We start from the raw sequence: 23,563 nt of genomic DNA on the forward strand, positions 1-23,563 counted from the left end.
AGAAACCATTGTCCAGATGGACCAAAGGCCGATCATGCACTAACAATCAAATTGGACCACTCAAGTGGGGCTGATCAATGAACCAGGCGACCGGGATGAGACCCTGATCAAGAACATCGCCAAGGCGCATGTCTGGTATGAGCGGATCAAGGCAGGCGAAACCTTCTCAGATATCGCCGCCACCGAGACGACATCAAAGCGCCGCATCCAGCAGATGATCGACCTGGCATTCTTGGCACCCGACATCTTGCGCGACGTCATTGAAGGCAAACAACCAATCGGACTGAGCTCCGACTGGTGCCTGCGCCATGAGATTCCGTCCGACTGGTCAGAACAGCGCCAGCTGATCGCGGCGCTCTAATCCGAAACACCCCAAACTCGTATCGCGGAAATGCCGACCCCAGACTTCTGGGGTTTTTGGTCCGTAGTCGCCGGGCCATATCAGTCTGCAGGACGAGGCAGAGCAGGCAAGCCTCTGAATTTACGCCACTAAGTGACGCCAATCTCGCATCGTCTGCAATCAAGAAGGTGTGTGGCTGTGCGGCCAGTCTGCGGCTATCCAGTCTCGCTGAGTTGGCCGATTAACAGGGAATTTACAGGGATATCCGGAGTTTTCCGCATGCATTTGACCCATCCTGGCCGGTTTGGGGCCTGGTTCATGTCGACATAACAGTGGTTTGGAGGCCATTTCCCTGTTCTTTGTGGAACAGGGAATCTAGCGCTGTGCAACAGGGAAAGATCGACGAAGAACAGGGAAGGGGGATCGCATTACAGGAACGTGCGCCCAGTGCTGACTACCGGAAGGTCGGCATACCGAGTTCGCGATGACTGTCACCATTATCGTCGCCCTCGTCGGGCATGTCAGCCCAAAGCAGCGTAACTGCATGTCCATTCTTGCCGATCCGGGTTTGCTCCCAAATTTCGATCTCAGGGTTGTTCGTCCAAGCAATAGCGGAGGTCTCGGTCATACGTGTGATGCCCCGTTCCCCTTTTTGGATGGCTCGAAACCCAGCCGTTCCTTTTGGAAGCGCGTGCCCTTTTTGGCAGGTTAGAAACGGGAATGCCCTGGACCTGACCGGGTACCTAACCCGGCCTTCGTGTGACCAAATCGCCGCGAGAGTTTGGTCCGCAAGCTCAATCTGCCGCCTAACGCAGGCCTCTAAACTAAGGTCCAGCAGATCGCGCATTGAAAGCGCTTGGCGAAGGTCAGGTGGATCTACAAGTAGGGGTACGGCAAGGTGCGCCGGAGCCAGCAGTTCGATCGCAAATCGATTGGCTTCCGCTTCCTGCCGGTAGTGCCACTCTGCCTTGCGTCTCTCACGCATGTCAAAAGCCATGCACCGGAAACCCCCTTCATCCGATGGCACGTGTCGTTCCATCAAGAAGTGACCAAGTTCATGGGCTACCGTAAACCTCGCACGGCGATCTCCGCGCCGTGTATTTGCCAGGATCACGCCATCCGTGCGCCTTCTGTCTGTGAGCAGCATGCCTTCAAAACCGTCGAACCGATCGATGCGCACCGCGGAGATATCCAATGCTTCCGCAACCTGGACCACTGGAACAGCGCCATCCAGCGGTCCGAGCATATCCAACACCATGCCCGCAAGTCGCTTGGGTGCATGAATGTCAGCCAAATCAATGCGGTTGAGCACAGGGATGTTAGCGGCTCCTGCTGGGTTTAGACGCCATCGTCTTAATCATCTGCTCCACGACAGCTCTGTCCCGTTCGCTAAGTGCCTCTAGGTTGCGGTTCATCTGAGCGATCTTCACATCCTTCTGACCGGGCTCTTCGGCCTCACCAGTCATCACCTCAATGCTAACGCCAAAGTGCTTTGCCAGCTTCCGGACCAGATCAAAGGAGGGGTTCTTGCTCCGTCCTTTCTCCAACTCCCAAACATGCGCCTTTGATGCGCCAACCTTGTCAGCAACGTCCTGCAAAGACTCTTCGGTCTTCTGGCGCAGGCTGAACAGACGTTCTCCGATGTCCATCTTGTCTCTCCCGTTCGGTTTGTCTGACGAAGCTATACGCGTAAGATTGACGACATGCCAGTCGTAAGATACATCATACGAAGAGGGCTGATCAGACAGATTCGGCCGAGCACCAGAAAAGGAGAGCCTAAATGGCCTCGAGAAATATCGAGATGATTGCGATCCGCGACCTCAAGTCCTGGGCGCGTAATGCGCGGACGCACTCCAGAAAACAGGTTCGCCAGATCGCTGACAGCATCGAGACTTTTGGGTTCACCAATCCGGTGCTGATTGACGAGCACCGCACGATTTTGGCCGGGCACGGTCGGGTCGCTGCGGCGGAGCTCTTAGGGATGACAGAGGTGCCATGCCTTCACCTCGACCACATGAGCGAAGCGGAGAAGCGGGCCTATGTGCTGGCGGACAACAAGCTGGCGCTGAATGCGGGCTGGGACGATGACCTATTGGCGGCGGAGCTTGGCGCGCTGATGTCGGAGGATCTGGATTTTGATGTTGGTGTGATTGGCTTCTCGATTCCCGAGATCGACAGCTTGATGGAGACGGTAGCACCGGAGGAGCCGGATGATCCGGCGGATGACAGAGTTCCAGACGTGGTGCCAGCGCGGGTGCGTCCAGGTGATCTGTGGCAGTTGGGTCGGCATCGACTTGTCTGTGGAGACGCCCTGGATGGCGGTGTGGTTGACGATCTGATGAACGGCGAAATGGCCCGGATGGTGTTTGCTGATCCGCCGTACAACGTCCCAATCGAAGGGCATGTCGGCAACTCCGGTAAGATCCAGCACCGCGAGTTCGCAATGGCATCAGGTGAGATGACGCCTGCCCAGTTCACGGACTTCCTGACCAAGGCCATGCGCAACTTGGCGGATCACAGCGTTGATGGATCGATCCACTTCCTCTGCATGGACTGGCGTCACATGTCCGAGCTGCTGGAGGCCGGGCAGGGGGTCTATACCGAGTTGAAGAACCTCATTGTCTGGGCCAAAGACAATGGTGGCATGGGAACGTTCTATCGCTCTCGTCATGAGTTGATCTTTGCCTTCAAGAAAGGCAATGCGCCGCACATCAACACCTTTGAGTTGGGACAGCACGGGCGGTACCGCACCAATGTTTGGCAGTACCGGGGTGTCAACACGATGCGTGCAGGGAGGATGGAAGAGCTTGCGCTGCATCCGACGGTGAAGCCAGTGCAGATGATTGCAGATGCCATCCGGGATGTCTCGGGGCGCAGGGACATTGTTCTTGACACCTTCGGCGGCTCTGGCTCCACGCTGATTGCGGCGGAAAAGACCGGGCGGCGCGCCTTCATCTGTGAGTTAGACACGACCTACTGCGATCGTATCCTCGCGCGGTGGGAGGCCTTTGCCAGAGATGATGCGGCGCAACTGGTCTGCGGTTGGCCGCGGCAAGATGCACTTCTGGAGGCGGCGGAATGAGCGCACCAAAGCCTGCAAAACTTCCAGCCGTTCCATCCCAAGCCGACTACGATGTTGGCTATGCCAAGCCGCCAACCGGCAGCCGCTTCAAGCCGGGGCAATCCGGTAATCCCAAGGGGCGGCCGAAAGGTGCGAAGAACAAGCGCCCTGCTTTGAATGATGAGCGACTCAAAAGCATCATTCTAGATGAGGCATACCGCGAGATCACGGTTCGTGACGGTGACCGCAACGTCTCGGTGCCGATGGCGCAGGCAATCGTGCGCGCGCTTGCGGTCAACGCCGCCAAGGGCCAGCACCGGGCACAGCGGCTATTTGCAGAGATGCTCTCCTCCACAGAACGCCAGAACAAGGCTCTGGCTGATGAGTGGTTGCGGACAGCGATCGAGTACAAAGTGGAATGGGAGCGCGAATTGCAGCGTCGCGAAGCGCTTAGTATCACCAACTTGCCGCAACCGTTGCCGCACCCTGATCAGGTGATCATCGACATGAATGCCGGCACCGCGCGTGTTCGAGGCCCGATGACCAAGGAGGATCGCCAGGAGCTGGAGGATTGGAAGAAACGACGCGATGACTGGATCGCGGAGTTGCAGGACATCGAAGAGCATCTGCGGTCAGAGGCGGATCCAGACATCCGCAAGCTGTTGGAGGATGATAAAGCGCAGGCTGAGAAACTCCTCGCTATCATTGATCCAATGCTTGAAAAGATTGGATATTGAGATGCAGTGTCGCGGTGTCTGGGCCGCGTTGGATCAAGAGCTGACATTCTCGCCAAGCTCAGAGAAAGGTTGCTTCGCGGACGCCTAGCGAGGCGGTTTCTGATCGTCGAATGTGGGCTAATAGCCAGCGGAAAGGCCATTGCCGATGTCAGTCTTCGAGTTTCGGACGGAACCTGGAAGGTAGTTCTTTGCCACTTGGATTTCTGGTTGCAGGCGAGGCGGCATTGCCTGCGTTCTTGATTTTTGCTTCCGTGCGAAACGCTCTCGTTTCCAAATCGTTCCTGTGCATTTTTCCACGAATTTTTGGAACAGATTGCGGGTCGGCCTGTTCACTCATCTGAACGGCGAACGCGGTCGTCTCGCCGAGGATAGAAAGGAAACACAATGACACGTCTTGCAAAACTCAGCGCAACAGCCCTGATCAGCACTCTGGCAGCTTCTATGGCATTTGCTGAATCCCCGCAGGTGTCGACCGACACGAGCAATGAGGTCGCGTCCGAAACCGGGCACACTTACGACACCAACTCACCGCGGATCACAAATGGTGAAGCTGAAGCAGACATGTTGGCTGCTGGTTTCTCTACCGACAAGATTATGGCGCTGGCTGCAGCTGAAGGTGAGATGCTGAAAACCAACGAAGGGTCTGAAATCGGTGTGATCGAGGACGTCATGTATAACGCACAGGGCAACCCAGAGCTCGTCATCGACGTGCTCGATGATGCGTCAGTCGGTGCGGACAAAATGGTGGTGACGATCCAGCCCGGCAACATCATGGTCGCCGAAAACCGGATCATTCTGGAAACCTCCTTTGACGAGTTGATGCTCAAGGTGAACGCCGCCGGTTCTCGCGGATCTTCCGACCGGGTCGACGTGACCTTGTTCTGATCCGTAGCAACATCCAAAAAGCTGTCAGCGGGCTCATGTGCGAGTCACAGAGCCGATGAACGCCATTGTACCAGCGTACGCCATGAAAATGGCGCAAGCTGGTATCCACGTTAAAAGAGGCCGAAGACCAGCCAATGTGGTCGTCTGCATCCAGCGTAACAATTCTGCTTGACGTAGTAATTTTGTAAGGCAGGCGATGCTTGAAACACCACATTGCGTTGTTCGGGGGAGGCTCGATGCAATGGCATCCCTTCAGCTGCCAGTCTCGCGGTTTCGGACAGCCTACCTTTTCGAGGACAACACCTATGACCAACTTCCCTAAGAGTGATCGCTTTGGTTGCGACGAAGTCACCTGGGGCGGGCATCGCTCAGAGCTTCTCCTCGTTTGCGCCCTTTCCGGCATCGTTGGATCTGTCGCACCTATCGTGCTGAATGTGATTGCCGCTGGTGTTGCCGAGCATGATTTTGTTGCCGACACCATCAGCGACCTTGGCCGAGGCCCACATAAATGGATCATGGACTACGGATTCTACATCAACGCCTTTGGCTTACTGGCCTTGGCGATTGGTTCTGCGCACGCCCATCTTGGTCGTTTGGGGTGGTCTTTGGGTATTTTCGTGCTTGCTGGTACAGCTTTTGTCACTGTTTTGATCGGCGTCTGGGACAAGTTCGGGGGTCCTACTGACATGTCAGTTCACACGAAACTGACATTTTTCCTTGGTCCCCTGTACTTGTTCGGACCGCTCTTAATGTTGGGTGGAGCAGGGCCGCTGGGTCGTGGTTATACATGGCTCTTCATCACAGCTGCAGTGCTCTGGGCATTCCTCGCGACAGCCTTCAAACTCGCCCCGAATGGCATTGATGGCGCACTTGAGAAGGCCGCAGTCATCGCAACACAGCTTTGGACGATCCCCCTGGCGTGGTTGCTCTGGACCGTTGGACGTGAAGCAACATGATTGGTGTCGCTTAAGTTGCACTTTCTTACGCGAGGGAACGAATTGCTGATCTGATAGTTGTTGAACGTCACACCAATCCAGAGGAGGGAATGATGTCAACGGTTAGTGAAGGCACTAAGGTATCATGGCGTTGGGGCGAGGGGCGGGCCGAAGGCACTGTTCTGTCTGTTTTCCACGAAAAAACCACGCGGAAAACTAAAGGTAATGAAGTCACGCGCAACGGGACGAAAGACAACCCGGCGCTTTACATAAAGCAGGACGACGGCGACAGCGTCTTGAAACTGGCATCAGAAGTTGATGCTGCATGACTTCCGATATCGTCTATGTGACTGATGCAGATCCGGGTATTTCCCGGCGGCGACGGGGTAGGGGATTTTCGTATGCTGCACCGGATGGAACAGTGATCGCTCGGGGGCCTATTCGTGAGCGAATTGAGGCGCTTGCGGTACCACCGGCTTATGAGGATGTCTGGATTTGCGCCCAAGAAAACGGCCATTTGCAAGCCACTGGTCGCGACTCGCGAAACCGAAAGCAATACCAGTATCATCCTGACTGGACAGCTATGCGTTCAGAGACGAAATTCGACAATCTTGTTGCGTTTGGCCAGCGGCTCCCTGCCATTCGACGCAGAGTGCTGCGAGACTTGCAAACAGATCCGGGCGATCTGGAGTTTGCGCTGGCAGCTGCCGTCGACATAATCGATCGGGCAGCGTTACGGGTAGGGCATCCGGAGTATTCGGAACAAAACGGCAGTTATGGCGCTTTGACGCTGCGAAGACGGCATCTGAGCATGAAGGATGGTGCGCTTATGCTTAGGTTTACCGCTAAGGGCGGGCAGAAGGTGCGTAAGGTTGTAACGGACCGGAAACTTCATAGCTCATTGCAGCGGGTCAACGACGTTCCCGGGGCGAGGCTGCTGAGTTGGCTGGACGATGCAGGCGCTCCGCAAAGCCTTTCGTCGGAGCAGCTGAACGGGTATCTCGCCAAAGCTGCTAAGGATGATGCGGTTACGGCAAAGACCTTCAGGACCTGGGCTGGCACACTTGCAGCCTTCGCCGTGGCAGAAGACGGGCCCGTGACGATCAAACAGATGTCCATGGCGGCTGCGGACAGATTACACAACACGCCAACTGTTGCGCGAAACAGCTATATTCACCCTGCTGTTGTTGATCTGGCAGGCGCGGGAAGTGTTACGTGCAAACCTCAAAACCGTTCTGGATTGCGGGTTGGCGAGCAACGACTGCTCGGCTTTCTCACCGCGCAGTAACGACATCCTTTCCCGGAGAGGCCAAATGTCAGAAGACAACAAACGCGACCTCACTGCAGGTCCGGTATGGAAAGCCCTCGCCGTGATGTCCGCACCCATGAGTTTTGGGATCTTTTCGGTGATTGCTGTGGGGCTGGCGGATGCCTATTTCCTAGGACAGGTGAGTGGCGCAGCCCTTGCCGCGGTGGGATTTATTTATCCAGTCATCACCGCGATCACCTCTCTTTCCATTGGGTTGAGCGCGGGAGCAAATGCGGCAGTGTCACAAAAGATCGGTGCCGGAGGATCGGAGGATGACACACAGCGGCTGGGACTTCATGCGATCGGGCTGGGTTGTGTGCTGTCGCTTATTCTTGCGGCTTTGCTGATTTTTGCTTTTCCCTTTCTGTTCAGCGCGCTGGGTGCAAAGTCCGATGTGGCTGACGAAATCGCTGCTTACATGCCCCTCTGGGCAATTTCGTTTCCCTTTCTGGTGACGATGATGATCACAAACTCAGTTTTTCGCGCACATGGCGACGGGGCAACCTCAGCTGCGATAATGGTTGTTGCTGCGTTTTTCGGCATCGCGCTGAACCCAATATTTATCTTTGGCTGGGGCCTGATCCCCGAAATGTCGACTGCGGGTGCCGCATTATCAACGTTGATCGGCCGGGTTGTTGCGATGTCTGTCGCACTTTGGATTGCGTGGCGGCGGGGGCTGCTGGGGGTATGCGGCAGCATGTTTTCAGGGGTTTTTCGAAGCTGCCGGAAAATCCTCAATGTCGGCGTGCCTGCGTCAGTCTCAAATGCAATCAACCCTGCTGGTATGGCGTTGGTCACGGCTGCGGTTGCCACGGTGGGCGATGATGCCGTCGCGGGCTTTGGAGCGGCAGGGCGTATCCAGTCCATTTTGCTCGTCCCTCTGATGGCGTTGTCCGCAGGGATAGGCCCTGTCGTCGGTCAAAACTGGGGTGCCGAGGAAAAGGCAAGAGCGCAGTCAGCCACCGGTTGGGCATTTGCGTTCAGCTGCGGCTATGGTGCGCTAATCGGAACAGCGCTTGTACTCTTCGCGACACCGATCGCCGGATTGATTGCGGCGGGTGAGAACGATTTGGAATATGCGGCACGGTACCTTCGTATCGTCGGGTTGACGATGTTTGGGTACGGTATTGTTGTCATTGCAAACTCCGCAATGAATGCGCGGGACAAAGCAGTTTGGTCTATGTCACTGAGTTTGGGAAGGGTTTTTGTTGTCTATCTGCCGGCCGCTTGGGCAGGCGCTATGCTCTTTGGCTATTCTGGTGTGGTCTTCGCTGCCGCGCTTGCGAATATCATCGGCGCGCTCGCAGCCTTGTATGCTGTCAAGAAGACGGGGATGTTTTCGATCGATTTTCGATCGATAAAGACATTGGAGAACCAAACGTAGTGCTACAGATTTGACGTGGTCAGGGTCAACGATAGGCTTGCAGCTTGCTTTGTTTATGGTCTGCAGATGAGCGGCCTTTGTTGGTCAACCAATCGCGTGCGCCCTACGCCGCTGATCAAGCTTGATCGCTCAAGTTTCGCCCGCATGATTGCAGGCGATCGATGCCTCGATCTTTCGTGTCAGCGCAGAGAGCGAGAACGGTTTGTCCAAGAACCCAAAGCCTTCCGCTTCGAGAGCAGGCGCATCGCCGCTGTTGCCAGAGGCGAAAATAAATTTCGTGCCGGATGCTGCGAGCTCTTTTCCAAGTGCGATGCTGGTTTGCCCACGGTCAATGTTGATGTCTAGGATCGCTAAGTCGATCTAGCGTGTATCAGCAATACTTTCCGCCTTCTTCAGGCGGTCTGTCAGCGCAGCCCGAAGAATGACAGGATGGCAAGGATCACGACGATCAATCCGATGATATAGATAATGCGATTCATATTACTTCTTTCGTTTGTTGACATTTGAGGTGGAGTTTCGGGTTACAATGACCAATGTTTAAGATCATGACGGCTCACTTAGCTGTCCATTTCGTCGGTCCGGGGCACAGACTGCATCATGACACTCATTCATGTCGACAACTCGCCAAGCTGGTCAGCTTTTTCAGCGTCGCGGTGACCCATGGGCCGGTCGCAGCCAACAGTGGTGTCGTGGCGGGTTTGTGCCTCCATTTCGGCGTTCAGCTCAGCGCCAAGGATGATTACGTAGGCCGAAATCCAAAGCCACATCAGTAAGACAATCACACCACCCAAGGTGCCGAAACTCTCATTGTAGGACCCGAAATTCGCTACATAGAATGCGAACATAGCTGAACCCACGAGCCAAAGGGCGCTGGCAGCGATTGCACCGGGTGTCACCCACTTCACTTCCGCCGGATCACGGGACGGTCCGTAACGATAAAGCACTCCAAGGCCCAGAATTGTGAGGGTGACAAGCAAAGCGAGTATGGTTGCAGTACCAACGACTTCGGTCAAAAAGCCAAGCGACAAGATGCGAAGCAAAATGGGCAACCCAGTCATGATGAAAAAGCCCACGAGGACAGCGATAATTAGCAGAACTGTCAACGCAAGCGTCTCCAGCTTCAGTCGTAGAAAGCCGCGCTCTTCTTGCTCGTCATAAGCAACGTTCATTCCTTCGATCAGGCTGCCCATCCCTTTAGAAGCTGAGTAGATCGCAAGCCCGATACCAAAAATTGCAGCTAGACCCAGCCCACCTTCACGCGAGCCAGCGACTGCCGTTGCTTGTGTTTCGACGATATCCATTGCCGCTGCCGGTACGATACCAGACAGTGTTTCCAATTGACCAATGATCTGCACTGGATCAACGAGAAGCCCGCCGATGGCCAGGATAGCGGTAATCGCCGGGAAAAGTGCCAGAAGCCCATAGAAGGCGACACCTGCTGCAATCAAGCCGACCCGGTCTTCGCTCACCTCGTCTTTCAGGCAAAATGCGATGTCTTTCCACCCTTTTGCGGGTATGTCGACGGGGGCGGTGGCATGGCGTCCATGTTCCATATAATCGGGCTCCTGGCGATTGTGGGCGTCAGATCAAGCGGCTGCTTTGTTGATGCCACCGGTCGCGATCGACGTCATGGTGCGGTCACCATCATAGGTGCTGTCGAGGCATTCCTGCAGTAGGGCGCCATCGGAGTCGTGACCCAAGCGATTGGCAAAGGCGACCAAGCAGCCATAACCCGCCAATGCGTAATGGACCATGCGCTGATACTGCGTGATGATCATGGCATCGCGAACTGCTGGATCGTCGAAGTTCGCATCCAACGCGTGGGCCTGGGCTTCGGAGACCAGACCTTCCATCCCTTTGCAGTGCTCGCCGGACGGGGCGATGTCATGCGCGTTGCAGATCTCTTCGATCTTCGCGATGCCGTCGTTCATGCCATTCACACCAGCAATCAGTGCTTCGGACAAATCTTTGTTGCCTGCAGCCTCGCCGAGCTTCGCTACGATGTTGATGGCTTGGGTGTTCGCGCTCCAAAGATCCTGCAGCTGATCGTGGTAGACGTCCTTAAGGTTGGTCATTGTCATCCTGGTTCTCCTCTCGTTTTTTAACTTTGATCGGTGAAGCAACGCAGGTTTTCTATATTCGTTCCATTTTTTTCAGATTGGAACGCAACAGCATTTTGAGGGTTATTTGCCAGAACCAACTCGAAAAGGAGAAATCTATGGAACCCGGCTTTATCGTGCCACTGCTGGCACTGTTTACACTTTTGGTCTTCATCGTTCTTGCATTGATCAGCAAGCGAAAGACCGAGAAGCGGATGCAGGATGACAGCGCGCCGAAATCAACCTTGGCTGCGGACAAGTCATCTCACGGTAAGCCAGCTGATGTCTGACACCTTCAAATGAATGCAAAAATCTTGCTAGCGCGCATCGCACACGGCGTTGAGCGGGGACTGGAGAACCTGACCCGCGGCCCTGCACGCGACAACCCGATCGTAGATTGTTAAGGCGGTTACACAGCCAAGGATTTGGTCATCCTTCGGGGCCGCGTACTTGCAACACCGCGGCGCATTAGCGAGCCGGGTAATCAGTCGCAGTGGCGCAACTTTGTCGATTTTGTCAGGCTTTTCTGCACTGACGAACTGTCCGAATTGCACGTGACGACGGCGGATGGAAATGCGCAGACCGTGACGGACGAAGAAGGCTTCTTCACGCTGGCTTGGCCAGTTGGTGACGCACCTCCACCGCATCAGGTTGCCGTTCAACTGGAAGGCTCTGACGAAGAACACATGATACCTGTCTATTCAAGCGTGGACGCGGTGGGCGGCGTGATCTCTGACATCGACGATACGCTTCTTCTCACTGGCGCGCATTCGCTTGTCCGCAACCTATGGACCTCCGCGACAGGCAATGTACATCAGCGAAAAATCTTTGATGATGCGGCTGAACTGCTCCAGAAATTCGATGAACAAGATACATCTTTCTTTTTCGTAAGTTCGTCACCGTGGAACCTCTTTCAGTATCTACAATCAATTTTTGTGCGCACAGGCCTGCCACTTGGTCCATTCTTCCTGCGTGATCTCGGCGTTTCGGAAACAAAATTCATTACCGGAACCCATGGTGATCATAAAACGGCTGCAATCAATACAGTATTGGACGCCAACCCCCATCTGAAATTCACGCTGATTGGTGACACCGGGCAGCATGACCCGCACATCTACAGAGCGGCCGTGGAGCAATCACCGAGCCGGTTTGACCGAGTGGTTCTGCGTCGCCCGACCGATGCGGATCTGCCAAAGAGTGTGGCGGATGACATTTCGCGGATTAAAGCGAAAGGGGTGCCGGTATCGGTGGGGCACGATTTTCGGGATCTGCTCGCTGAGCTTGAAACTTAGCTTTCATTGAGCAGCAACAAGGGCGGCTGCGCGCCGCCCTTCACCCGATCATTGTAGGTTTCAGATGCCTAACTGGCCGCCTGCAGTGTCACTCTGCTGCTTGATGATTGTCTCAGCCTTCAGCTTGGCCTTGCGCATTTCATCATTAAGCGCTTGTCGCGCTTCAGCCATCAGCGCATCCCGGCGCGCACCCAGCAGAGCATCTTCGCGGCGTGTTGCCGGGAGCAGTGTGGCGAACAATGCACCAAAGCCAAGCGCGAGCGCGCCAGCTGCAAGCGGCTGTTCTTGCACAAAGCCCTTCGACGCCCGAGTGGCTTTCTTCGCTTTTACTTCAACCCTTTCTTGCGCTTCGATTGCAGCCTTTCGGGCCTGGGTGATGCGCGCGCGCGCTTTCGGTGGCAACTGGTCGAGCCCGCTATTGAGTGCAGAACGCAGCGCCGACGCATTCGGCGCAGGTTCCATCTCACCGCTCATTTCTGCGCGCATTTCAGCATCCGCTGCGGCGACGCGTTCTTCAAACCCCATCATCGCGACTTCTGGGTCGACCGCGTGAGTCGGTTGCGGCGTAGTGCGTTTCACCGACCCACGCTGTGCGCCGGACGCCAGCAAACCAAGGCCAATGGTTACCAGCAACCCGCCTACAGGCTGCTCACGCAACGACCCCCACGCCATGTTCACCAGATCGCCACCAATCTTTTGGGCACTCTGCGTCACGTCATGGGCGAGTTTCTGCGGATTTACGGTGTCTGTAAGATCATCCAGCGTGGTGGCGAGGCGGGCGCGTCCCGCCGCAACCTCTTGCGAAATCTTGTCAATGTCAGACATTGGAGGCCTCCTTAAGAGTCATAATATCACGACGGACGTTTGCAGCCGTCCGCTGCGGGGTGAGGGCATCGGCCGATAGGCGCGATTTCCCGGCGAGAACAAACCCAACCGCGACAAACAGTAGGATCCCGCCAACGAGCAGTGCCCCGGTACCAACGGACAGGCCATTTGCCGCGACATAGGCTACGGCGGCTGATGCCAGAACGTTCAGTGCGACCAGCGCAAGCAAGAACGCAACCGCCAGGAATGCGATGCCGACTGTAGCGCGTGTCGCGATGCTGGACACTTCGGCGCGTGCCAACTTGATCTCGCCTTGGATCAGCGACGTGAACTGGCGCAGCGTATCGACCAACATAGAGGGTGCTTCTTCGAGTTTTTGCTTAGCCATTGGAAAAGCCCCCGGCAGATCTGTGAGTGTGCGCAGGTCCCGCAGGCTCAGCCCAAGGATCAGCTTTGAACGTCGTACTCATTGGCTTGGGGTCACGGGCCTTTAGAAAACGCGCAGCGGCAAAGCCGAGAAGTGCCGCACCTCCGATGAAAAGCAGTGGGTTCTGGCGCGCAACCTCGGTCGTTTGGGTCGCCAACTGGCGTACGTCCGCATGACGGAGTTTTGCTGCAACCTCCTCGATCTGGTCTGCAACCTGTTGAATCGCCTGTGCTTGCGGAGACGATGGGTCAAGTTCACTGGCCGCAGCCGTTGTCGCGTCAGCGGCGCTTTGAACATTGTCGGCCACTGCGGTTTTAGCTGTGTCCGCCTGCGCGACTGCTTCCTGTTCAATCGTGTCCTTTGCCTGCGCCGCAAGTTCGTTTGCGTGGCGCTTTGCGGCAGTATTGAGATCGGAAGTCTGTGACATTTCTATTCTCCCTTGCTTCCATTCCGTTCGGCCAATCAACGCAAGCACCTGCAAAACGTTCCCCAAACTTTCATTGGAACGAACTACCGCCGACGGCGTTATCGGGGTGATTATTCAGCAATGGAGAACCACCCTCATGGATATCGTAAGGATCATCTGCGCAATCATTTTGCCGCCGCTCGGCACCTTCCTTGAGGTCGGTTTGTCGCGCCAGTTCTGGCTCAACGTCCTCTTGACGTTACTCGGCTATATTCCGGGGATCGTACATGCGGTCTACATCATTGCACGGCGCTGAGGCGCGGGCCCAGCTGGACAAATTTGACCGATGGGCTGGGCTGCTGGACTCACAGTTCAGCATACTTGGCTTACGCATTGGCTGGGATTCGATCCTGGGTCTGATCCCTGGCGTCGGCGACGCGATCACCGTCGTACCTTCAGCTGCTATGCTTCATGCGGGCTACCGCGCTGGGATACGCAAAAGCGCGATGGCAAACATGGTGCTCAATACTGGGCTAGACCTTGCTGTCGGTGCCGTGCCGCTCGTCGGCGACCTTTTCGACGTCGCCTTCAAAAGCCACTCAAAGAATGCAGTTATTTTGCGCCGAGAGTTCGGTCGCAAAAACCTCGATTGATCCAGGTCGCTCCCCCGCAAGCAGCGGTTAGGCCATTCCAGAAGGTTCCAGGGTGCAGCCCGACGGAATGAAAGGATCAGAATACCCGCACGCCACTAAAAAACTGAAAAGGAGATCACAATGAATTGGGATGAAATCAAAGGCAACTGGACCCAGGCGAAAGGTCAGCTTCGTGAGAAATACGGTGAACTGACCGACGACGAAATGGAACAAGCCAAAGGTGAACGTGACCAACTGATCGGAATGATCAGTGAAAAGTACGGCAAGGCAAAGTTTGAAGTGGAAAAGGAGTTGGACGAACTCTTTGGCTGAAGTTGGAGCTGTGGAAAGGCTCATATTGGCTGATGAAACGCTCTATCGGCGAGCGGGCTCAGGTACCTTCCAATTCAGCACTACTACTTAAGATCTAACAAATAGGCCGCCGTGACAAGATCACGGCGGCCTATTCATAATTTCAGGCTTTGGTTTTAGTCGCGCCCGCGCAGGGCAAGGCCCACCAAGATGCCCACTCCGACTGCGCCTGCGATTGCTACGCCTGGATTGTCCCGGACAAACTTGGTGCCGCTGTCGGCCATTTTGCGGATTTCCGCGGAGGCTTCATCGGCGGCCTGCATCACAGTCTCCTGCGTTGCTTCAACGGTATCCTCAATCCTGCCTGCCATCTCGCTCGCCAGTCCCTTGGCTGACTTGTCTTTGCCGTTTGGTTGGCTCGTGTCAGATGCTGCGGAATGTGTCATGTGTCTCTCTCCTTATCCAAAAATCTCGAAGACGTGATGGCCCTAGCTGTCGCTTTGCGATGTCTCACCGGGAGCTTCGATCTCGACTGTTGGGATCTCCATGGTAACTTCTTCTGTACCAACGTTGATTTCACCAACTTCTGCTTCGTACTCGGGCAGATTGCCGCCTTCGACACTTACGTCGACGTCTGGGAAACTTGCCTCTTCCGTCTGGTTAATGTCGATCATGTATGATCCGACGGCCAAAGCGGCGATTGCTCCGACGATCCCAATACCAAATGCAATTTTCATAATATTACTCCCTTCGTTCAGGTTACGGTGAAGTAACGGATGTCAGCTTGAACCGTTCCCATCTTGCGTCTGATTATTTTGGTTTCTACATGATCGGGCGTTGTACGACTTCGGTGTCGTCCAACAGCGCAACTTCCGCCAGTGCATCTGTGTCAGTGATGCTGAGCGTTCCGTCAGCCCAGTGTGCCAACTGGCGACGACGCAGTGTGGCGAGCATTTTGTTCGTGTGAACAAGTGACAGGCCCAAAGCGTCGGCGATGTCCTGTTGGCGGAAGGGTAGGGGCATCTGTCCGTTGTTGACCATTCTGAGGCTTTGACCACGCATGAATATCTTGCATAACGCCCAAGCAACGGACTGGAGTGCGGTGCGTTGACCGAGCGTGGTCAGCGCTTCACCTAAAAAATGCTCCTCCACCGCCGCCAGCCAGGTTATAGAGAAAGCCCGCTCGGGATTGTCGCGGAAAAAACTCCAGAAGGCAGATCGGTCAAACACGCAGAGTGTCATTTTAGTCGTCGCTTCAACCGAGTGCCCCATTTCGCCCATGACACCGGCCTGAAGGCCAATGAAATCACCCGGCATGATTAGATTCACGACCTGCCGCTTGCCATTTTTCAATATTCTATAACGCAGGCCCATACCGTAGAGGGCTGTGAACAACTGCGGGCTGTTAGACCCCTCCATCAGGATGGGCGCCCCTGCATCCACAATCAGTTCACCGACCTTGAATCGCTGCATGACAGAGACTTCGTCGCGGGTCATCGGCACAAAAAGGTCGCGTTGACGCAAAGGACAATTTTCACATTTAGTCGCCAATTTTTCTGTTCTCCCTATGTCATAGATTAATGATGGGTCGGTGGGATGTTGATAGAGCGTGGCGGTCTGAGAGGAAACTTATGCCGCATCGCATCATCATAGTTGAACCTGATCCTATCGTTTGCATCGACTTGGAAGGGACGTTGAAAGATACCTTTCCGGACCATGAAGTTGTCGTCGCTAGCGAGCCCGCTACCGCGACCGCGCTTCTTCAAGGCGCTGAGGCTGACACGACAGTGTTTGTCAAAGCTAGTTGGTTGATCAAACACGATGGTTTGGACGAAATCATCCGGGAAGCTGCGGCCGTTGGGTCCCGAATTGTGACACTTGGACAGGTTGATGGGCTACCTCCTTCGTTCCGCGGTGTCGAAGTTCCATTTACCACCGAAATGGTAGTTCAAGCGATGTCCTCGGACGCTAAGGCTTGAGCGAAACTTTCGGCTTTGATCAAACGATCTAGTATAGGCGTGTAGTTCTCTCCCTCCCGGCCAGTCCAAATCTTTACACGTTTTGTGCAGTACCAGAAAGCAACGGTGCACACTTGGTTTCAAAGAAATCAAATGGAACGGTTTCCTAATCTATCAGTTTTATACTCAGCGATCCTCAATGGATTGTGTTGTTTGACTTGTTGAGAGGAGGAAAAGAAGTGTTGAATTATGCCTTGGCATTTTTGATCGTCGCAATCATTGCCGCTATCTTTGGGTTTGGAGGGATTGCTTCTGCGTCTGCTGGAATCGCGCAGATCTTATTCTTTGTCTTCCTAGTATTGTTCATTGGTGTGCTGATCCTGCGGTTGATGAAATCTTGACAACACCTCATTGCTAGCGCCGCTCTGCGGCTTTCAAAAAGTTGGTGCTTAAGACTGGGAAAACGCAGTTGAAAGAAGGGCAAGGGTGAATCCAAGCGGCAGAAACCCCAGAAGGATGATCATGCCATCCCGTGCGAGCATCCCCAACGCAAACAGTGCAACGCTAAAGCCTACGATGGATGATGAAAACGGAACAAACTCCAGAAGCGGCATCACTGCACCTGAGCAAAGACAAACGAGTTGTGGAAGAGAAACCAATGGTTTGCGCGCGAAGAGCACCAGACGCTTGTTGGTCCGGTCATCAAGCCATGCGGCAGGCCGTCTGACATAATTAAATGCACGAGCGACGAGATCGCCGTTGACCTGCTGGTTTAGAATCCATCTCGGTAGCCATAAGTTTTCTCGGCCTGTAAGCATCTGCAATGCCACAAGGAAGATGATGGTGCCCATAACAGTAGATAGCATTGGGATCCCGCTCAATGGCGTCGTGACGGCAAGGGCAGGCATGAGGAGTATTGCGGCAAACCCAGCACCACCGATAGCGCGAAGAATCTCGCGAACGGAAACTCGCTTCGCTGCCGCCGCGTGCACGACTTGGTCGATAATTTCGACTAGCGACGGCGCGGGCGACGCGATCTTCGCGGTTGTGCGCGTCAGCCCCGTCTGGGTAGGGTCCGAACTATGCATCGTGCCTGCGCCTTAGCCCTTCAAAGTGACGGTTGACGCAAAGAACATGGCTTGGCTGACAGCGGATCGCACCTGTTCCTCCTGAAATGGCTTCGAGATCAAGAATGCAGGTTCCGGCTTGTCTCCGGTCAGCATTCTTTCGGGGAACGCTGTGATAAAGATTACAGGCACGTCCATCAGTCCCAGCAGGTCGTTCACGGCGTCGATGCCGGAGGAGTTATCAGCCAGCTGAATATCGGCAAGAATGAGATCTGGTTGCGAAGTCCTTCCGTGATCAAGGGCCTCTGTGTGGGTTCGAGAAACACCCGTTACATCATGTCCAAGCGATTGTACGATTGCGGAAAGGTCAGCGGCGATGATCGGTTCATCTTCGATGATCATCACCCGGCCTTGGGTGCTTTCGGCCAGCTCAGTGTTGGCCGTTTCAATCAGATGGCGTACTTCTGAAGAGTTCACGTCCATAATCTTAGCGATATGATCAACGCTGAACTCCTCGATTGTACGTAGCAATAGCGCTTCTCGGGAATTCACTGTCAGCTTCGCTAACAACGCGTGAGTGCGGCCCCGCAACGCGTCTTCAGGCGCAGACGGCGACACACCCGACAAAGACCATATTCTGTGAAAGCACTTAAAGAGGTTAACTTTGATTGGATCAGAATTCTCAAAGGGGCTCCTGTCATCCAAAATCGTCTTCAGCGTTGCGACCGTAATTTTGTCCCCGCGCGATTGGGAACCGGTGAGGCCTCTAGCGTACCTCCTTAGGTATGGCATCTCTGCAGTGAGCTGTTCGGAGAACGTCTTATCCCGCATTGTGTCGTTCATTGTTCGCGCCTTTTTTAATTTTCTATGGAACGAACACCCTACGTCGCAGTTCGTTCCGTATAAGTGTTACTTTTTCCTTAAGGCAGCGCAGCGCAATGACAGACGAAGAGGCTTCAAAGCAGGAGCGGATAAATCAGTATATTAACAACAATCTCAAGACGATCTTGGCCGATCTGGCAGAAGACGAGATGCCGGACGAGATCACGGATCTGCTGATGGTTCTTCGAGCTCAGGATGAGCAGATGAAGGACAAGAAATGAGTGTGATGGATCCAAGAGATGAATTGGTGACGCACTTGCCTGCCGTACGTGCTTTCGCGCTTAGTCTAACCCGCAACCGAACTGTTGCCGACGACATGATGCAGGACACCGTACTGAAAGCCTGGACTAACATGGACAAGTTCACGCCAGGCACGAACATGCGGGCATGGCTGTTCACAATTTTACGCAACAATTTCTACTCCTCGCGGCGCAAGCTTAATCGTGAAGTTGCTGATGTGGATAATACTTATTCTGACAGGCTCGCCGTGAAACCCGATCACGATGGGAGGCTACAAATGTCAGATTTCAAGGTCGCCTTCGATCAACTAAAAGATGAACATCGCGAAGCGCTGATCTTGGTGGGTGCGTCTGGATTTTCCTACGATGACGCAGCAGAGATGTGTGGTGTTGCGCCGGGCACAATGAAGAGCCGCGTAAACAGAGCACGCGCCAAGCTGACGGAGATGCTTCATCTAGATGAAGACGATGTACTGGAGCTCACTGACGTTGAAACATTGTCCGTTGTGGGCAGTCCGAACATTCCTTCATGATTGGAAAACAGCATTTCAAGCGGCTGAATGTCCAATTGGTCGCTTTCCTTTTACTGGCACTCTTGCCTCTTGGATCCGTCGCGATTTACCAGACTAACCGCGTTGCTCTCACAGCAGATGAAAACGCAAACCTCGCGCTCTTGGCATTGACTGAACGCGCCGCAAGGCGAGAAGAAGCCCTCATTGAGCGCGCTGTCGGTGCTGCGCGCTTTTTCGGACTAATCGCAGCGGATTTGTTGCGTGAGCCTGGGAGTTGCAAGCCTGTGCTGTCGCGCTTTGTCGCCGCAAACCCGGACTACAGTTTTGTCGGAGTGATACCGCCGACGGGTATCGTCGAGTGTTCATCAGTAAACAATGCGGTCGATTTTAGGGACATGCCCAACTTCGAGGCGACGATGTCAAAACAGACGCCAACGATCGTTGTGAACCGGGTCGCACCAACCTCTGGTGAGTCCGTCTTTGTGGTATCGGAACCCTTCAAGGTGAAGGGCAGCTTTGCCGGCTTGGTGTCGGTGTCGATCCCGCATCGAAACCTACCGGAAACGCGGGAAAGTTTGCAAAATCTAGGACTTATAGATTTGATCACCTTTAATGAGGATGGTTTGGTTCTAACCACTCGCGAGGGGGTATCTGCTGCAGCCAACGAACTTCCAATTGACAGGGATCTGAGGAATCTACCAACGGATCGCTCTAGATCATTCCGATCGGAAAACCGTGACGGGGTAGAGCGGCGGTACAGTGTGGTCCCGATTGCAGGGACACCCGCGACAATTCTGGCCGTTTGGTCGCTTAACCCGGCGTTATCTGGGGACGAAAGCGATCACATTCCAGCATCGATTTTTCCAGTTTTGATGATGTTTTCCAGTCTCGGCGTCGCGATGCTCGCCATGCACACGCTTGTTTTGCGGCATCTGCAACGCATCGGACGGGACATGGACAAATTCGCCGATGACCGAACCGTGCAGCACTACCGTGAAGACATCGTCCTGTTGCCTTTAGAGATTGAAAAGCTCTCTGACAATTTTGCCCGGATGAGCAAAGAAATCCTAGAAGATGAAGCTAACCTTGAGAGTTCATTGCTAGAGAAGGAGGTCTTGATCAAGGAGATCCATCATCGAGTGAAGAACAACCTTCAACTAATTTCCTCTGTCATGAACATCCAGATCCGCTCGGCGCAACATCGCGAAACGAAGGACGTCCTGCGCCGACTTCAAGACCGCGTTCTCAGCCTTGCGACAATCCATCGCGATCTTTATCAATCACAAGACGGTGGACTTGTGGACGCGGCTGGTTTGGTCCGCGAAATCGTCGATAAATCAGCTGAAATGGCGATCTCTGAAGGGAGTCGTATTACGGTCGACACAGAGATTGATGACCTGCGGTTGTTCCCTGATCAAGCTGTTCCGCTTTCAATGCTGGTCGCAGAAGCAGCAACGAATGCAATGAAATATGTTGGTAGCGACAATGATGACCACGCGTCGATTGAGGTTCGCTTGCGGCAATCGGGAGCGAAATGGAAGCTGGTCTTTGCCAACTCGATTGGCGACACTGTTTCAACAGATAGCACTGGATTGGGTGGAACGTTGATGGATGCCTTTGCTCAGCAACTGGGAGGTGAACTAGAAATCCACCGGGATGATCAGCGCTATGTAATGGAGCTCTGCTTTGAAGCGCTTGAGTTCGAACCAGAGGTCCGAAACTATTGAACGCCGAAGACGCCCATCGTGAGTTTGACGTCCTTGTCACCGCATCGGAGGCCTATCCGCGTCTGGAGACCGAGTTTCTCAAAGCCAAGCAAGAAATCGTAGCTGGGTTCCGCATCTTTGATCCTGAGACAACTTTGTACTCGGACGAAGCTAGGGATGTGGGAGAAATCTGGGCAGACCTTATAACCCATACCCTGAACAGGGGTGTCAGGATCAAGATATTCACAACCGACTTTGATCCAGTCGTGCGCATGGACATGCATTATTACGCTTGGCAGTGCCATCATGGCTTGATTGCTGCCGGTGAGGCTTCAGATCAACCAGAAAATCTATCGGTTGATACGGGCCTGCATCCGGCAAGACTGGGTTTGCTACCGCGCACAGTTCTTTGGATGCGATCTGTGAAGGAGATCCGCAACCAACTGCATCAGCTTGCAAAAAGGGTCCGCGTTGAGGACCTTTTGGAGACGGCACCTCAGATCAAACGCCTCACCAGAAGAGTAGCAGGTCAACTGAAGCCACGCTTGTTTCCCCCCCCCGCCCTGGTGCCAGTGTCGCATCATCAGAAACTAGCAGTTTTTGATGAAACGCGGCTCTACATCGGGGGCTTGGATTTGAATGATCGGCGCTTCGATACCCCAGAGCACCAGAGAGATGGGCCAGAAACCTGGCATGACATCCAAGTTCTTGTGACTGGACAAATTGCGCGCGAAGCACGGAACCACTTGTTGACTATGGATCAGGCATTCCACGGACACAAAGTGACGCGACCAGAAAAACTGCTTCGCACACTCTCTGCCAAGCGCAAATTTCAGTTGCCCTATATGTCTCCCAAACCGGTCTTCAGCGAGATCGCCGATGCACACCGTACAGCGATCGGTAAATCCAAACAGTTAATTTACTTTGAAACACAGTTTTTTCGGGACGAAGCGCTGGCGCAATGTCTGGCCGCCAGAGCGCGTGAAATACCTGACTTGGATCTGATCATGATGTTGCCTGCGGCGCCGGAAGACATCGCTTTTACAGACACTTGGGGCCCCGACGCAGCTTTTGGCGAGCACCTGCAGACAAAATGTGTCAGTATTTTGCAGGAAGCTTTTGCTGAACGTTTGTTTATTGGATCACCTGTTCAGAAACGCACGAAGGTTACGAAAGGGCGCGACACTCACTTTGATGCGCCGATTATCTATCTGCACGCCAAGGTCTCCGTTTTCGACGACCATACTGGCATCGTATCTTCGGCAAATCTGAATGGTCGCAGCATGAGCTGGGATACAGAAGCGGGTGTCGCGACGCAAACTGGCGCAGAAGTTGCGCAACTGAAAAGGCGCTGTTTCAAGCATTGGTTGCAGGATGGTTTCCGGCAAGAATTCTACAACCCAAGGACCGCGTTGCAGGCGTGGAGCACGCTGGCAGCAACCAACACGCGATGTGTGCCGGAGGAACGTCAGGGTCTTGTCGTGCCTTACAACGTGCAGGCAGCAAAAGAGGATGCTCAGTTTTTGCCGGGTGTTCCGCCTGAGATGGCTTGATCACCAAATCCACGGAAAACCGTCCAGGTCCAGATCAGCAGCGGGATAGCAATGATTCCACCTATCGGTCCCCAAAGCCAAAGCCAGAAAATGAGAGATAAAAAGATCAGCAGCGGGTTGACTGCCAAGCTCTTACCCACGAGCGTTGGGGTAACAAATTGGGCCTCTGTTGCATTCATTGCGAGATAGAGTGCAGGTGGCACAAAGCTGGCCGCGCCGTCGAAGGCAACCATTCCTGTGACGGTAAGCATGGCCACTAGTGCCGCTGGCCCAAGGTAAAGGACAAAATTCAGCAGAAACGCGAGCAAGCCCCAGATGACAGGGTAGGGCATCCCGATCAAATGCATGACGACCACGACCAATGTCCCGAAACCGAAATTTATGGCTGAGATGGTCAGAACATACCTTGCTACCTGCTTGGCGGCGAGGTGCAGATCAGATTTCTGTAATGGCGCGATGCGGCGGCTCAACCAGTCATAGACGGAGTCACGGGCAAGCAAGAAGAAATACAGGGTGCCAGTAAAAATCAGAAACTGGGCAGCGAATTGCGGGGCGTAGAAAAGTGCGTCTGTGAGGGAAGGGAGCTCCGACGCACCGTCGCCGGACCCAGTTGAACCGTTCAGTTCAATAGCTGCTACCATGTCGTCTGACAGCTGCTCAAGCCCGCTAAGCAAAGCTCGAAGTTCCCGAATGGAAGCGCGCAGTTCATCGCGGATCACTGGCGCTTGGCTGATCGCAAGTGAGATGTAGGGCTCCAATAGCAAGAGGATCAAAAGGATCATTGCGAGCGCAAGCAACACCGACAGAAACGCTGCAACAGCCTTCGGAAGACGGAGCTTTTCCCAAAGGTCTGACAATGGCGTCATGACAACGCCGAGCAAGAAAGCAGCAACAATAGGTGCAAGGATGTCCTGCGCTTGCTGCAATGTGACGAGGACAACTATGGCTGCCAAGATCACAAGACAAAAAGTGTTAATGGACGCGTTCATTGTGCTGACCCGT

At 54.3% G+C, this 23,563-nt stretch carries 34 protein-coding genes; 20 read left to right on the plus strand and 14 right to left on the minus strand.

Annotation, left to right across the window (positions count from 1 at the left end):
• Positions 1–64: 64 nt before the first annotated feature.
• Positions 65–361, plus strand: coding sequence for a hypothetical protein (locus tag Q1A91_RS12790; protein ID WP_299877793.1), 297 nt, complete (start codon positions 65–67; stop codon positions 359–361).
• A 433-nt stretch (positions 362–794) separates the two neighbouring features.
• Here the strand turns inward: Q1A91_RS12790 and Q1A91_RS12795 are convergent, their stop codons facing one another.
• Both Q1A91_RS12795 and Q1A91_RS12800 read right to left on the minus strand, forming a co-directional pair.
• Positions 795–1,652: an ImmA/IrrE family metallo-endopeptidase gene (locus Q1A91_RS12795; protein WP_299877796.1), complete on the minus strand. Its 858-nt coding sequence runs from the start codon at positions 1,650–1,652 to the stop codon at positions 795–797.
• Between the two features lie 7 nt (positions 1,653–1,659).
• On the minus strand, positions 1,660–1,989 hold the full coding sequence (locus Q1A91_RS12800; protein WP_299877800.1) for a helix-turn-helix transcriptional regulator: 330 nt from the start codon (positions 1,987–1,989) through the stop codon (positions 1,660–1,662).
• Between the two features lie 131 nt (positions 1,990–2,120).
• On the opposite strand from Q1A91_RS12800, the gene Q1A91_RS12805 reads away from it, so the two are divergent.
• A complete protein-coding gene (locus tag Q1A91_RS12805) occupies positions 2,121–3,422 on the plus strand; it encodes a DNA methyltransferase (protein ID WP_299877804.1) in 1,302 nt (433 codons plus the stop codon).
• Positions 3,419–4,138: a DUF5681 domain-containing protein gene (locus Q1A91_RS12810; RefSeq protein WP_299877807.1), complete on the plus strand. Its 720-nt coding sequence runs from the start codon at positions 3,419–3,421 to the stop codon at positions 4,136–4,138. The genes Q1A91_RS12805 and Q1A91_RS12810 overlap by 4 nt, the downstream gene beginning before the upstream one ends.
• Before the next feature lie 148 nt (positions 4,139–4,286).
• Here the strand turns inward: Q1A91_RS12810 and Q1A91_RS12815 are convergent, their stop codons facing one another.
• Positions 4,287–4,475 (minus strand): hypothetical protein, encoded by a 189-nt coding sequence (locus tag Q1A91_RS12815; protein ID WP_299877810.1) that lies wholly within the window; start codon positions 4,473–4,475, stop codon positions 4,287–4,289.
• 47 nt (positions 4,476–4,522) lie between these two features.
• On the opposite strand from Q1A91_RS12815, the gene Q1A91_RS12820 reads away from it, so the two are divergent.
• The 6 genes from Q1A91_RS12820 (at position 4,523) to Q1A91_RS12845 (ending at position 8,996) form a co-directional block, all read left to right on the plus strand.
• Positions 4,523–5,023, plus strand: a complete 501-nt coding sequence (locus Q1A91_RS12820) for a hypothetical protein (RefSeq protein ID WP_299877813.1) — start codon at positions 4,523–4,525, stop codon at positions 5,021–5,023.
• A gap of 305 nt (positions 5,024–5,328) precedes the next feature.
• Entirely contained in the window at positions 5,329–5,979 is a 651-nt protein-coding gene (locus tag Q1A91_RS12825; protein ID WP_299877816.1) for a DUF998 domain-containing protein, read from the plus strand.
• A gap of 92 nt (positions 5,980–6,071) precedes the next feature.
• Positions 6,072–6,287, plus strand: a complete 216-nt coding sequence (locus Q1A91_RS12830; protein WP_299877819.1) for a DUF2945 domain-containing protein — start codon at positions 6,072–6,074, stop codon at positions 6,285–6,287.
• Complete coding sequence (locus Q1A91_RS12835) at positions 6,284–7,246, plus strand: DNA topoisomerase IB (RefSeq protein ID WP_299877822.1); 963 nt, start codon at positions 6,284–6,286, stop codon at positions 7,244–7,246. The genes Q1A91_RS12830 and Q1A91_RS12835 overlap by 4 nt, the downstream gene beginning before the upstream one ends.
• A 25-nt stretch (positions 7,247–7,271) precedes the next feature.
• Complete coding sequence (locus tag Q1A91_RS12840) at positions 7,272–8,651, plus strand: MATE family efflux transporter (protein WP_299877825.1); 1,380 nt, start codon at positions 7,272–7,274, stop codon at positions 8,649–8,651.
• Between the two features lie 66 nt (positions 8,652–8,717).
• Positions 8,718–8,996: a hypothetical protein gene (locus Q1A91_RS12845; RefSeq protein WP_299877827.1), complete on the plus strand. Its 279-nt coding sequence runs from the start codon at positions 8,718–8,720 to the stop codon at positions 8,994–8,996.
• Between the two features lie 263 nt (positions 8,997–9,259).
• On the opposite strand, the gene Q1A91_RS12850 is transcribed toward Q1A91_RS12845, so the two are convergent.
• Together Q1A91_RS12850 and Q1A91_RS12855 are read right to left on the minus strand one after the other, a co-directional pair.
• Complete coding sequence (locus Q1A91_RS12850) at positions 9,260–10,204, minus strand: YihY/virulence factor BrkB family protein (RefSeq protein WP_299877830.1); 945 nt, start codon at positions 10,202–10,204, stop codon at positions 9,260–9,262.
• Between the two features lie 33 nt (positions 10,205–10,237).
• Positions 10,238–10,732 (minus strand): ferritin-like domain-containing protein, encoded by a 495-nt coding sequence (locus tag Q1A91_RS12855; RefSeq protein WP_299877833.1) that lies wholly within the window; start codon positions 10,730–10,732, stop codon positions 10,238–10,240.
• A 137-nt stretch (positions 10,733–10,869) separates the two neighbouring features.
• On the opposite strand from Q1A91_RS12855, the gene Q1A91_RS12860 reads away from it, so the two are divergent.
• The gene (locus Q1A91_RS12860; protein ID WP_299877836.1) at positions 10,870–11,040 is read left to right on the plus strand and encodes a hypothetical protein; all 171 of its coding nucleotides are present in this window, start codon (positions 10,870–10,872) and stop codon (positions 11,038–11,040) included.
• A gap of 135 nt (positions 11,041–11,175) precedes the next feature.
• Entirely contained in the window at positions 11,176–12,042 is an 867-nt protein-coding gene (locus Q1A91_RS12865; protein WP_299877839.1) for a phosphatase domain-containing protein, read from the plus strand.
• Positions 12,043–12,102: 60 nt separating this feature from the next.
• Here the strand turns inward: Q1A91_RS12865 and Q1A91_RS12870 are convergent, their stop codons facing one another.
• Genes Q1A91_RS12870 through Q1A91_RS12880 form a run of 3 tightly spaced genes read right to left on the minus strand, consistent with a single transcriptional unit; the run spans position 12,103 to position 13,775 of the window.
• Positions 12,103–12,867, minus strand: coding sequence for a DUF3618 domain-containing protein (locus Q1A91_RS12870; protein WP_299877842.1), 765 nt, complete (start codon positions 12,865–12,867; stop codon positions 12,103–12,105).
• Complete coding sequence (locus Q1A91_RS12875; protein ID WP_299877845.1) at positions 12,860–13,255, minus strand: phage holin family protein; 396 nt, start codon at positions 13,253–13,255, stop codon at positions 12,860–12,862. Before Q1A91_RS12875 ends, Q1A91_RS12870 begins: the two co-directional genes overlap by 8 nt.
• The gene (locus Q1A91_RS12880) at positions 13,248–13,775 is read right to left on the minus strand and encodes a hypothetical protein (protein ID WP_299877849.1); all 528 of its coding nucleotides are present in this window, start codon (positions 13,773–13,775) and stop codon (positions 13,248–13,250) included. Before Q1A91_RS12880 ends, Q1A91_RS12875 begins: the two co-directional genes overlap by 8 nt.
• Before the next feature lie 82 nt (positions 13,776–13,857).
• Here Q1A91_RS12880 and Q1A91_RS12885 point away from each other — a divergent pair, with 82 nt between their 5' ends.
• The 3 genes from Q1A91_RS12885 to Q1A91_RS12895 all read left to right on the plus strand — a co-directional run bounded on the left by Q1A91_RS12885 (position 13,858) and on the right by Q1A91_RS12895 (position 14,665).
• Positions 13,858–14,016, plus strand: coding sequence for a YqaE/Pmp3 family membrane protein (locus Q1A91_RS12885; protein WP_299879435.1), 159 nt, complete (start codon positions 13,858–13,860; stop codon positions 14,014–14,016).
• Positions 13,988–14,353: a DUF4112 domain-containing protein gene (locus Q1A91_RS12890; RefSeq protein WP_299877850.1), complete on the plus strand. Its 366-nt coding sequence runs from the start codon at positions 13,988–13,990 to the stop codon at positions 14,351–14,353. Before Q1A91_RS12885 ends, Q1A91_RS12890 begins: the two co-directional genes overlap by 29 nt.
• Positions 14,354–14,473: 120 nt before the next feature.
• Positions 14,474–14,665, plus strand: a complete 192-nt coding sequence (locus tag Q1A91_RS12895) for a CsbD family protein (protein WP_299877852.1) — start codon at positions 14,474–14,476, stop codon at positions 14,663–14,665.
• Between the two features lie 155 nt (positions 14,666–14,820).
• Here Q1A91_RS12895 and Q1A91_RS12900 read toward each other — a convergent pair whose 3' ends face one another.
• The 3 genes from Q1A91_RS12900 to Q1A91_RS12910 form a co-directional block, all read right to left on the minus strand.
• Positions 14,821–15,090 carry a hypothetical protein gene (locus Q1A91_RS12900; protein WP_299877856.1) on the minus strand — a complete coding sequence of 90 codons (270 nt, stop codon included), beginning with the start codon at positions 15,088–15,090 and terminating at the stop codon, positions 14,821–14,823.
• A 42-nt stretch (positions 15,091–15,132) separates the two neighbouring features.
• A complete protein-coding gene (locus Q1A91_RS12905; protein ID WP_299877859.1) occupies positions 15,133–15,381 on the minus strand; it encodes a hypothetical protein in 249 nt (82 codons plus the stop codon).
• Positions 15,382–15,466: 85 nt separating this feature from the next.
• Positions 15,467–16,141, minus strand: coding sequence for a Crp/Fnr family transcriptional regulator (locus tag Q1A91_RS12910; protein ID WP_299877862.1), 675 nt, complete (start codon positions 16,139–16,141; stop codon positions 15,467–15,469).
• 134 nt (positions 16,142–16,275) lie between these two features.
• Here Q1A91_RS12910 and Q1A91_RS12915 point away from each other — a divergent pair, with 134 nt between their 5' ends.
• Together Q1A91_RS12915 and Q1A91_RS12920 are read left to right on the plus strand one after the other, a co-directional pair.
• Positions 16,276–16,623 (plus strand): hypothetical protein, encoded by a 348-nt coding sequence (locus tag Q1A91_RS12915; RefSeq protein ID WP_299877865.1) that lies wholly within the window; start codon positions 16,276–16,278, stop codon positions 16,621–16,623.
• 218 nt (positions 16,624–16,841) lie between these two features.
• Positions 16,842–17,003: a DUF1328 domain-containing protein gene (locus Q1A91_RS12920; protein ID WP_299877867.1), complete on the plus strand. Its 162-nt coding sequence runs from the start codon at positions 16,842–16,844 to the stop codon at positions 17,001–17,003.
• Positions 17,004–17,051: 48 nt separating this feature from the next.
• On the opposite strand, the gene Q1A91_RS12925 is transcribed toward Q1A91_RS12920, so the two are convergent.
• Together Q1A91_RS12925 and Q1A91_RS12930 are read right to left on the minus strand one after the other, a co-directional pair.
• Entirely contained in the window at positions 17,052–17,690 is a 639-nt protein-coding gene (locus Q1A91_RS12925) for an exopolysaccharide biosynthesis protein (RefSeq protein ID WP_299877870.1), read from the minus strand.
• 12 nt (positions 17,691–17,702) lie between these two features.
• Positions 17,703–18,512, minus strand: a complete 810-nt coding sequence (locus Q1A91_RS12930) for a response regulator (RefSeq protein ID WP_299877872.1) — start codon at positions 18,510–18,512, stop codon at positions 17,703–17,705.
• Positions 18,513–18,607: 95 nt separating this feature from the next.
• On the opposite strand from Q1A91_RS12930, the gene Q1A91_RS12935 reads away from it, so the two are divergent.
• The 4 genes from Q1A91_RS12935 to Q1A91_RS12950 are packed head-to-tail and all read left to right on the plus strand — an operon-like array spanning position 18,608 to position 22,561.
• Positions 18,608–18,772, plus strand: a complete 165-nt coding sequence (locus Q1A91_RS12935; RefSeq protein WP_299877874.1) for a hypothetical protein — start codon at positions 18,608–18,610, stop codon at positions 18,770–18,772.
• Positions 18,769–19,323, plus strand: a complete 555-nt coding sequence (locus Q1A91_RS12940; protein WP_299877877.1) for an RNA polymerase sigma factor — start codon at positions 18,769–18,771, stop codon at positions 19,321–19,323. The genes Q1A91_RS12935 and Q1A91_RS12940 overlap by 4 nt, the downstream gene beginning before the upstream one ends.
• Positions 19,320–21,029: a histidine kinase dimerization/phosphoacceptor domain -containing protein gene (locus Q1A91_RS12945; RefSeq protein WP_299877880.1), complete on the plus strand. Its 1,710-nt coding sequence runs from the start codon at positions 19,320–19,322 to the stop codon at positions 21,027–21,029. The genes Q1A91_RS12940 and Q1A91_RS12945 overlap by 4 nt, the downstream gene beginning before the upstream one ends.
• The gene (locus Q1A91_RS12950) at positions 21,026–22,561 is read left to right on the plus strand and encodes a phospholipase D family protein (RefSeq protein ID WP_299877882.1); all 1,536 of its coding nucleotides are present in this window, start codon (positions 21,026–21,028) and stop codon (positions 22,559–22,561) included. Before Q1A91_RS12945 ends, Q1A91_RS12950 begins: the two co-directional genes overlap by 4 nt.
• Here Q1A91_RS12950 and Q1A91_RS12955 read toward each other — a convergent pair.
• A complete protein-coding gene (locus Q1A91_RS12955; protein WP_299877884.1) occupies positions 22,525–23,550 on the minus strand; it encodes an AI-2E family transporter in 1,026 nt (341 codons plus the stop codon). The two genes, Q1A91_RS12950 and Q1A91_RS12955, sit on opposite strands and share 37 nt — an antisense overlap.
• Between the last annotated feature and the right edge of the window lie 13 nt (positions 23,551–23,563).

Source organism: uncultured Sulfitobacter sp. (assembly GCF_947500075.1).
Classification (GTDB): Bacteria; Pseudomonadota; Alphaproteobacteria; order Rhodobacterales; family Rhodobacteraceae; genus Sulfitobacter.

Coding starts and splice junctions, on each gene's coding strand:
- Q1A91_RS12820 (WP_299877813.1), top strand. CDS start 4,523: ATGACACGTCTTGCAAAACTCAGCGCAACAGCCCTGATCAGCACTCTG.
- Q1A91_RS12890 (WP_299877850.1), top strand. CDS start 13,988: ATGCGGTCTACATCATTGCACGGCGCTGAGGCGCGGGCCCAGCTGGAC.
- Q1A91_RS12930 (WP_299877872.1), bottom strand. CDS start 18,512: ATGAACGACACAATGCGGGATAAGACGTTCTCCGAACAGCTCACTGCA.
- Q1A91_RS12870 (WP_299877842.1), bottom strand. CDS start 12,867: ATGTCTGACATTGACAAGATTTCGCAAGAGGTTGCGGCGGGACGCGCC.
- Q1A91_RS12805 (WP_299877804.1), top strand. CDS start 2,121: ATGGCCTCGAGAAATATCGAGATGATTGCGATCCGCGACCTCAAGTCC.
- Q1A91_RS12885 (WP_299879435.1), top strand. CDS start 13,858: ATGGATATCGTAAGGATCATCTGCGCAATCATTTTGCCGCCGCTCGGC.
- Q1A91_RS12835 (WP_299877822.1), top strand. CDS start 6,284: ATGACTTCCGATATCGTCTATGTGACTGATGCAGATCCGGGTATTTCC.
- Q1A91_RS12800 (WP_299877800.1), bottom strand. CDS start 1,989: ATGGACATCGGAGAACGTCTGTTCAGCCTGCGCCAGAAGACCGAAGAG.
- Q1A91_RS12935 (WP_299877874.1), top strand. CDS start 18,608: ATGACAGACGAAGAGGCTTCAAAGCAGGAGCGGATAAATCAGTATATT.
- Q1A91_RS12945 (WP_299877880.1), top strand. CDS start 19,320: ATGATTGGAAAACAGCATTTCAAGCGGCTGAATGTCCAATTGGTCGCT.
- Q1A91_RS12845 (WP_299877827.1), top strand. CDS start 8,718: ATGAGCGGCCTTTGTTGGTCAACCAATCGCGTGCGCCCTACGCCGCTG.
- Q1A91_RS12895 (WP_299877852.1), top strand. CDS start 14,474: ATGAATTGGGATGAAATCAAAGGCAACTGGACCCAGGCGAAAGGTCAG.
- Q1A91_RS12900 (WP_299877856.1), bottom strand. CDS start 15,090: ATGACACATTCCGCAGCATCTGACACGAGCCAACCAAACGGCAAAGAC.
- Q1A91_RS12850 (WP_299877830.1), bottom strand. CDS start 10,204: ATGGAACATGGACGCCATGCCACCGCCCCCGTCGACATACCCGCAAAA.
- Q1A91_RS12910 (WP_299877862.1), bottom strand. CDS start 16,141: ATGACCCGCGACGAAGTCTCTGTCATGCAGCGATTCAAGGTCGGTGAA.
- Q1A91_RS12855 (WP_299877833.1), bottom strand. CDS start 10,732: ATGACAATGACCAACCTTAAGGACGTCTACCACGATCAGCTGCAGGAT.
- Q1A91_RS12860 (WP_299877836.1), top strand. CDS start 10,870: ATGGAACCCGGCTTTATCGTGCCACTGCTGGCACTGTTTACACTTTTG.
- Q1A91_RS12915 (WP_299877865.1), top strand. CDS start 16,276: ATGCCGCATCGCATCATCATAGTTGAACCTGATCCTATCGTTTGCATC.
- Q1A91_RS12810 (WP_299877807.1), top strand. CDS start 3,419: ATGAGCGCACCAAAGCCTGCAAAACTTCCAGCCGTTCCATCCCAAGCC.
- Q1A91_RS12825 (WP_299877816.1), top strand. CDS start 5,329: ATGACCAACTTCCCTAAGAGTGATCGCTTTGGTTGCGACGAAGTCACC.
- Q1A91_RS12925 (WP_299877870.1), bottom strand. CDS start 17,690: ATGCATAGTTCGGACCCTACCCAGACGGGGCTGACGCGCACAACCGCG.
- Q1A91_RS12905 (WP_299877859.1), bottom strand. CDS start 15,381: ATGAAAATTGCATTTGGTATTGGGATCGTCGGAGCAATCGCCGCTTTG.
- Q1A91_RS12815 (WP_299877810.1), bottom strand. CDS start 4,475: ATGAGTGAACAGGCCGACCCGCAATCTGTTCCAAAAATTCGTGGAAAA.
- Q1A91_RS12940 (WP_299877877.1), top strand. CDS start 18,769: ATGAGTGTGATGGATCCAAGAGATGAATTGGTGACGCACTTGCCTGCC.
- Q1A91_RS12875 (WP_299877845.1), bottom strand. CDS start 13,255: ATGGCTAAGCAAAAACTCGAAGAAGCACCCTCTATGTTGGTCGATACG.
- Q1A91_RS12840 (WP_299877825.1), top strand. CDS start 7,272: ATGTCAGAAGACAACAAACGCGACCTCACTGCAGGTCCGGTATGGAAA.
- Q1A91_RS12830 (WP_299877819.1), top strand. CDS start 6,072: ATGTCAACGGTTAGTGAAGGCACTAAGGTATCATGGCGTTGGGGCGAG.
- Q1A91_RS12955 (WP_299877884.1), bottom strand. CDS start 23,550: ATGAACGCGTCCATTAACACTTTTTGTCTTGTGATCTTGGCAGCCATA.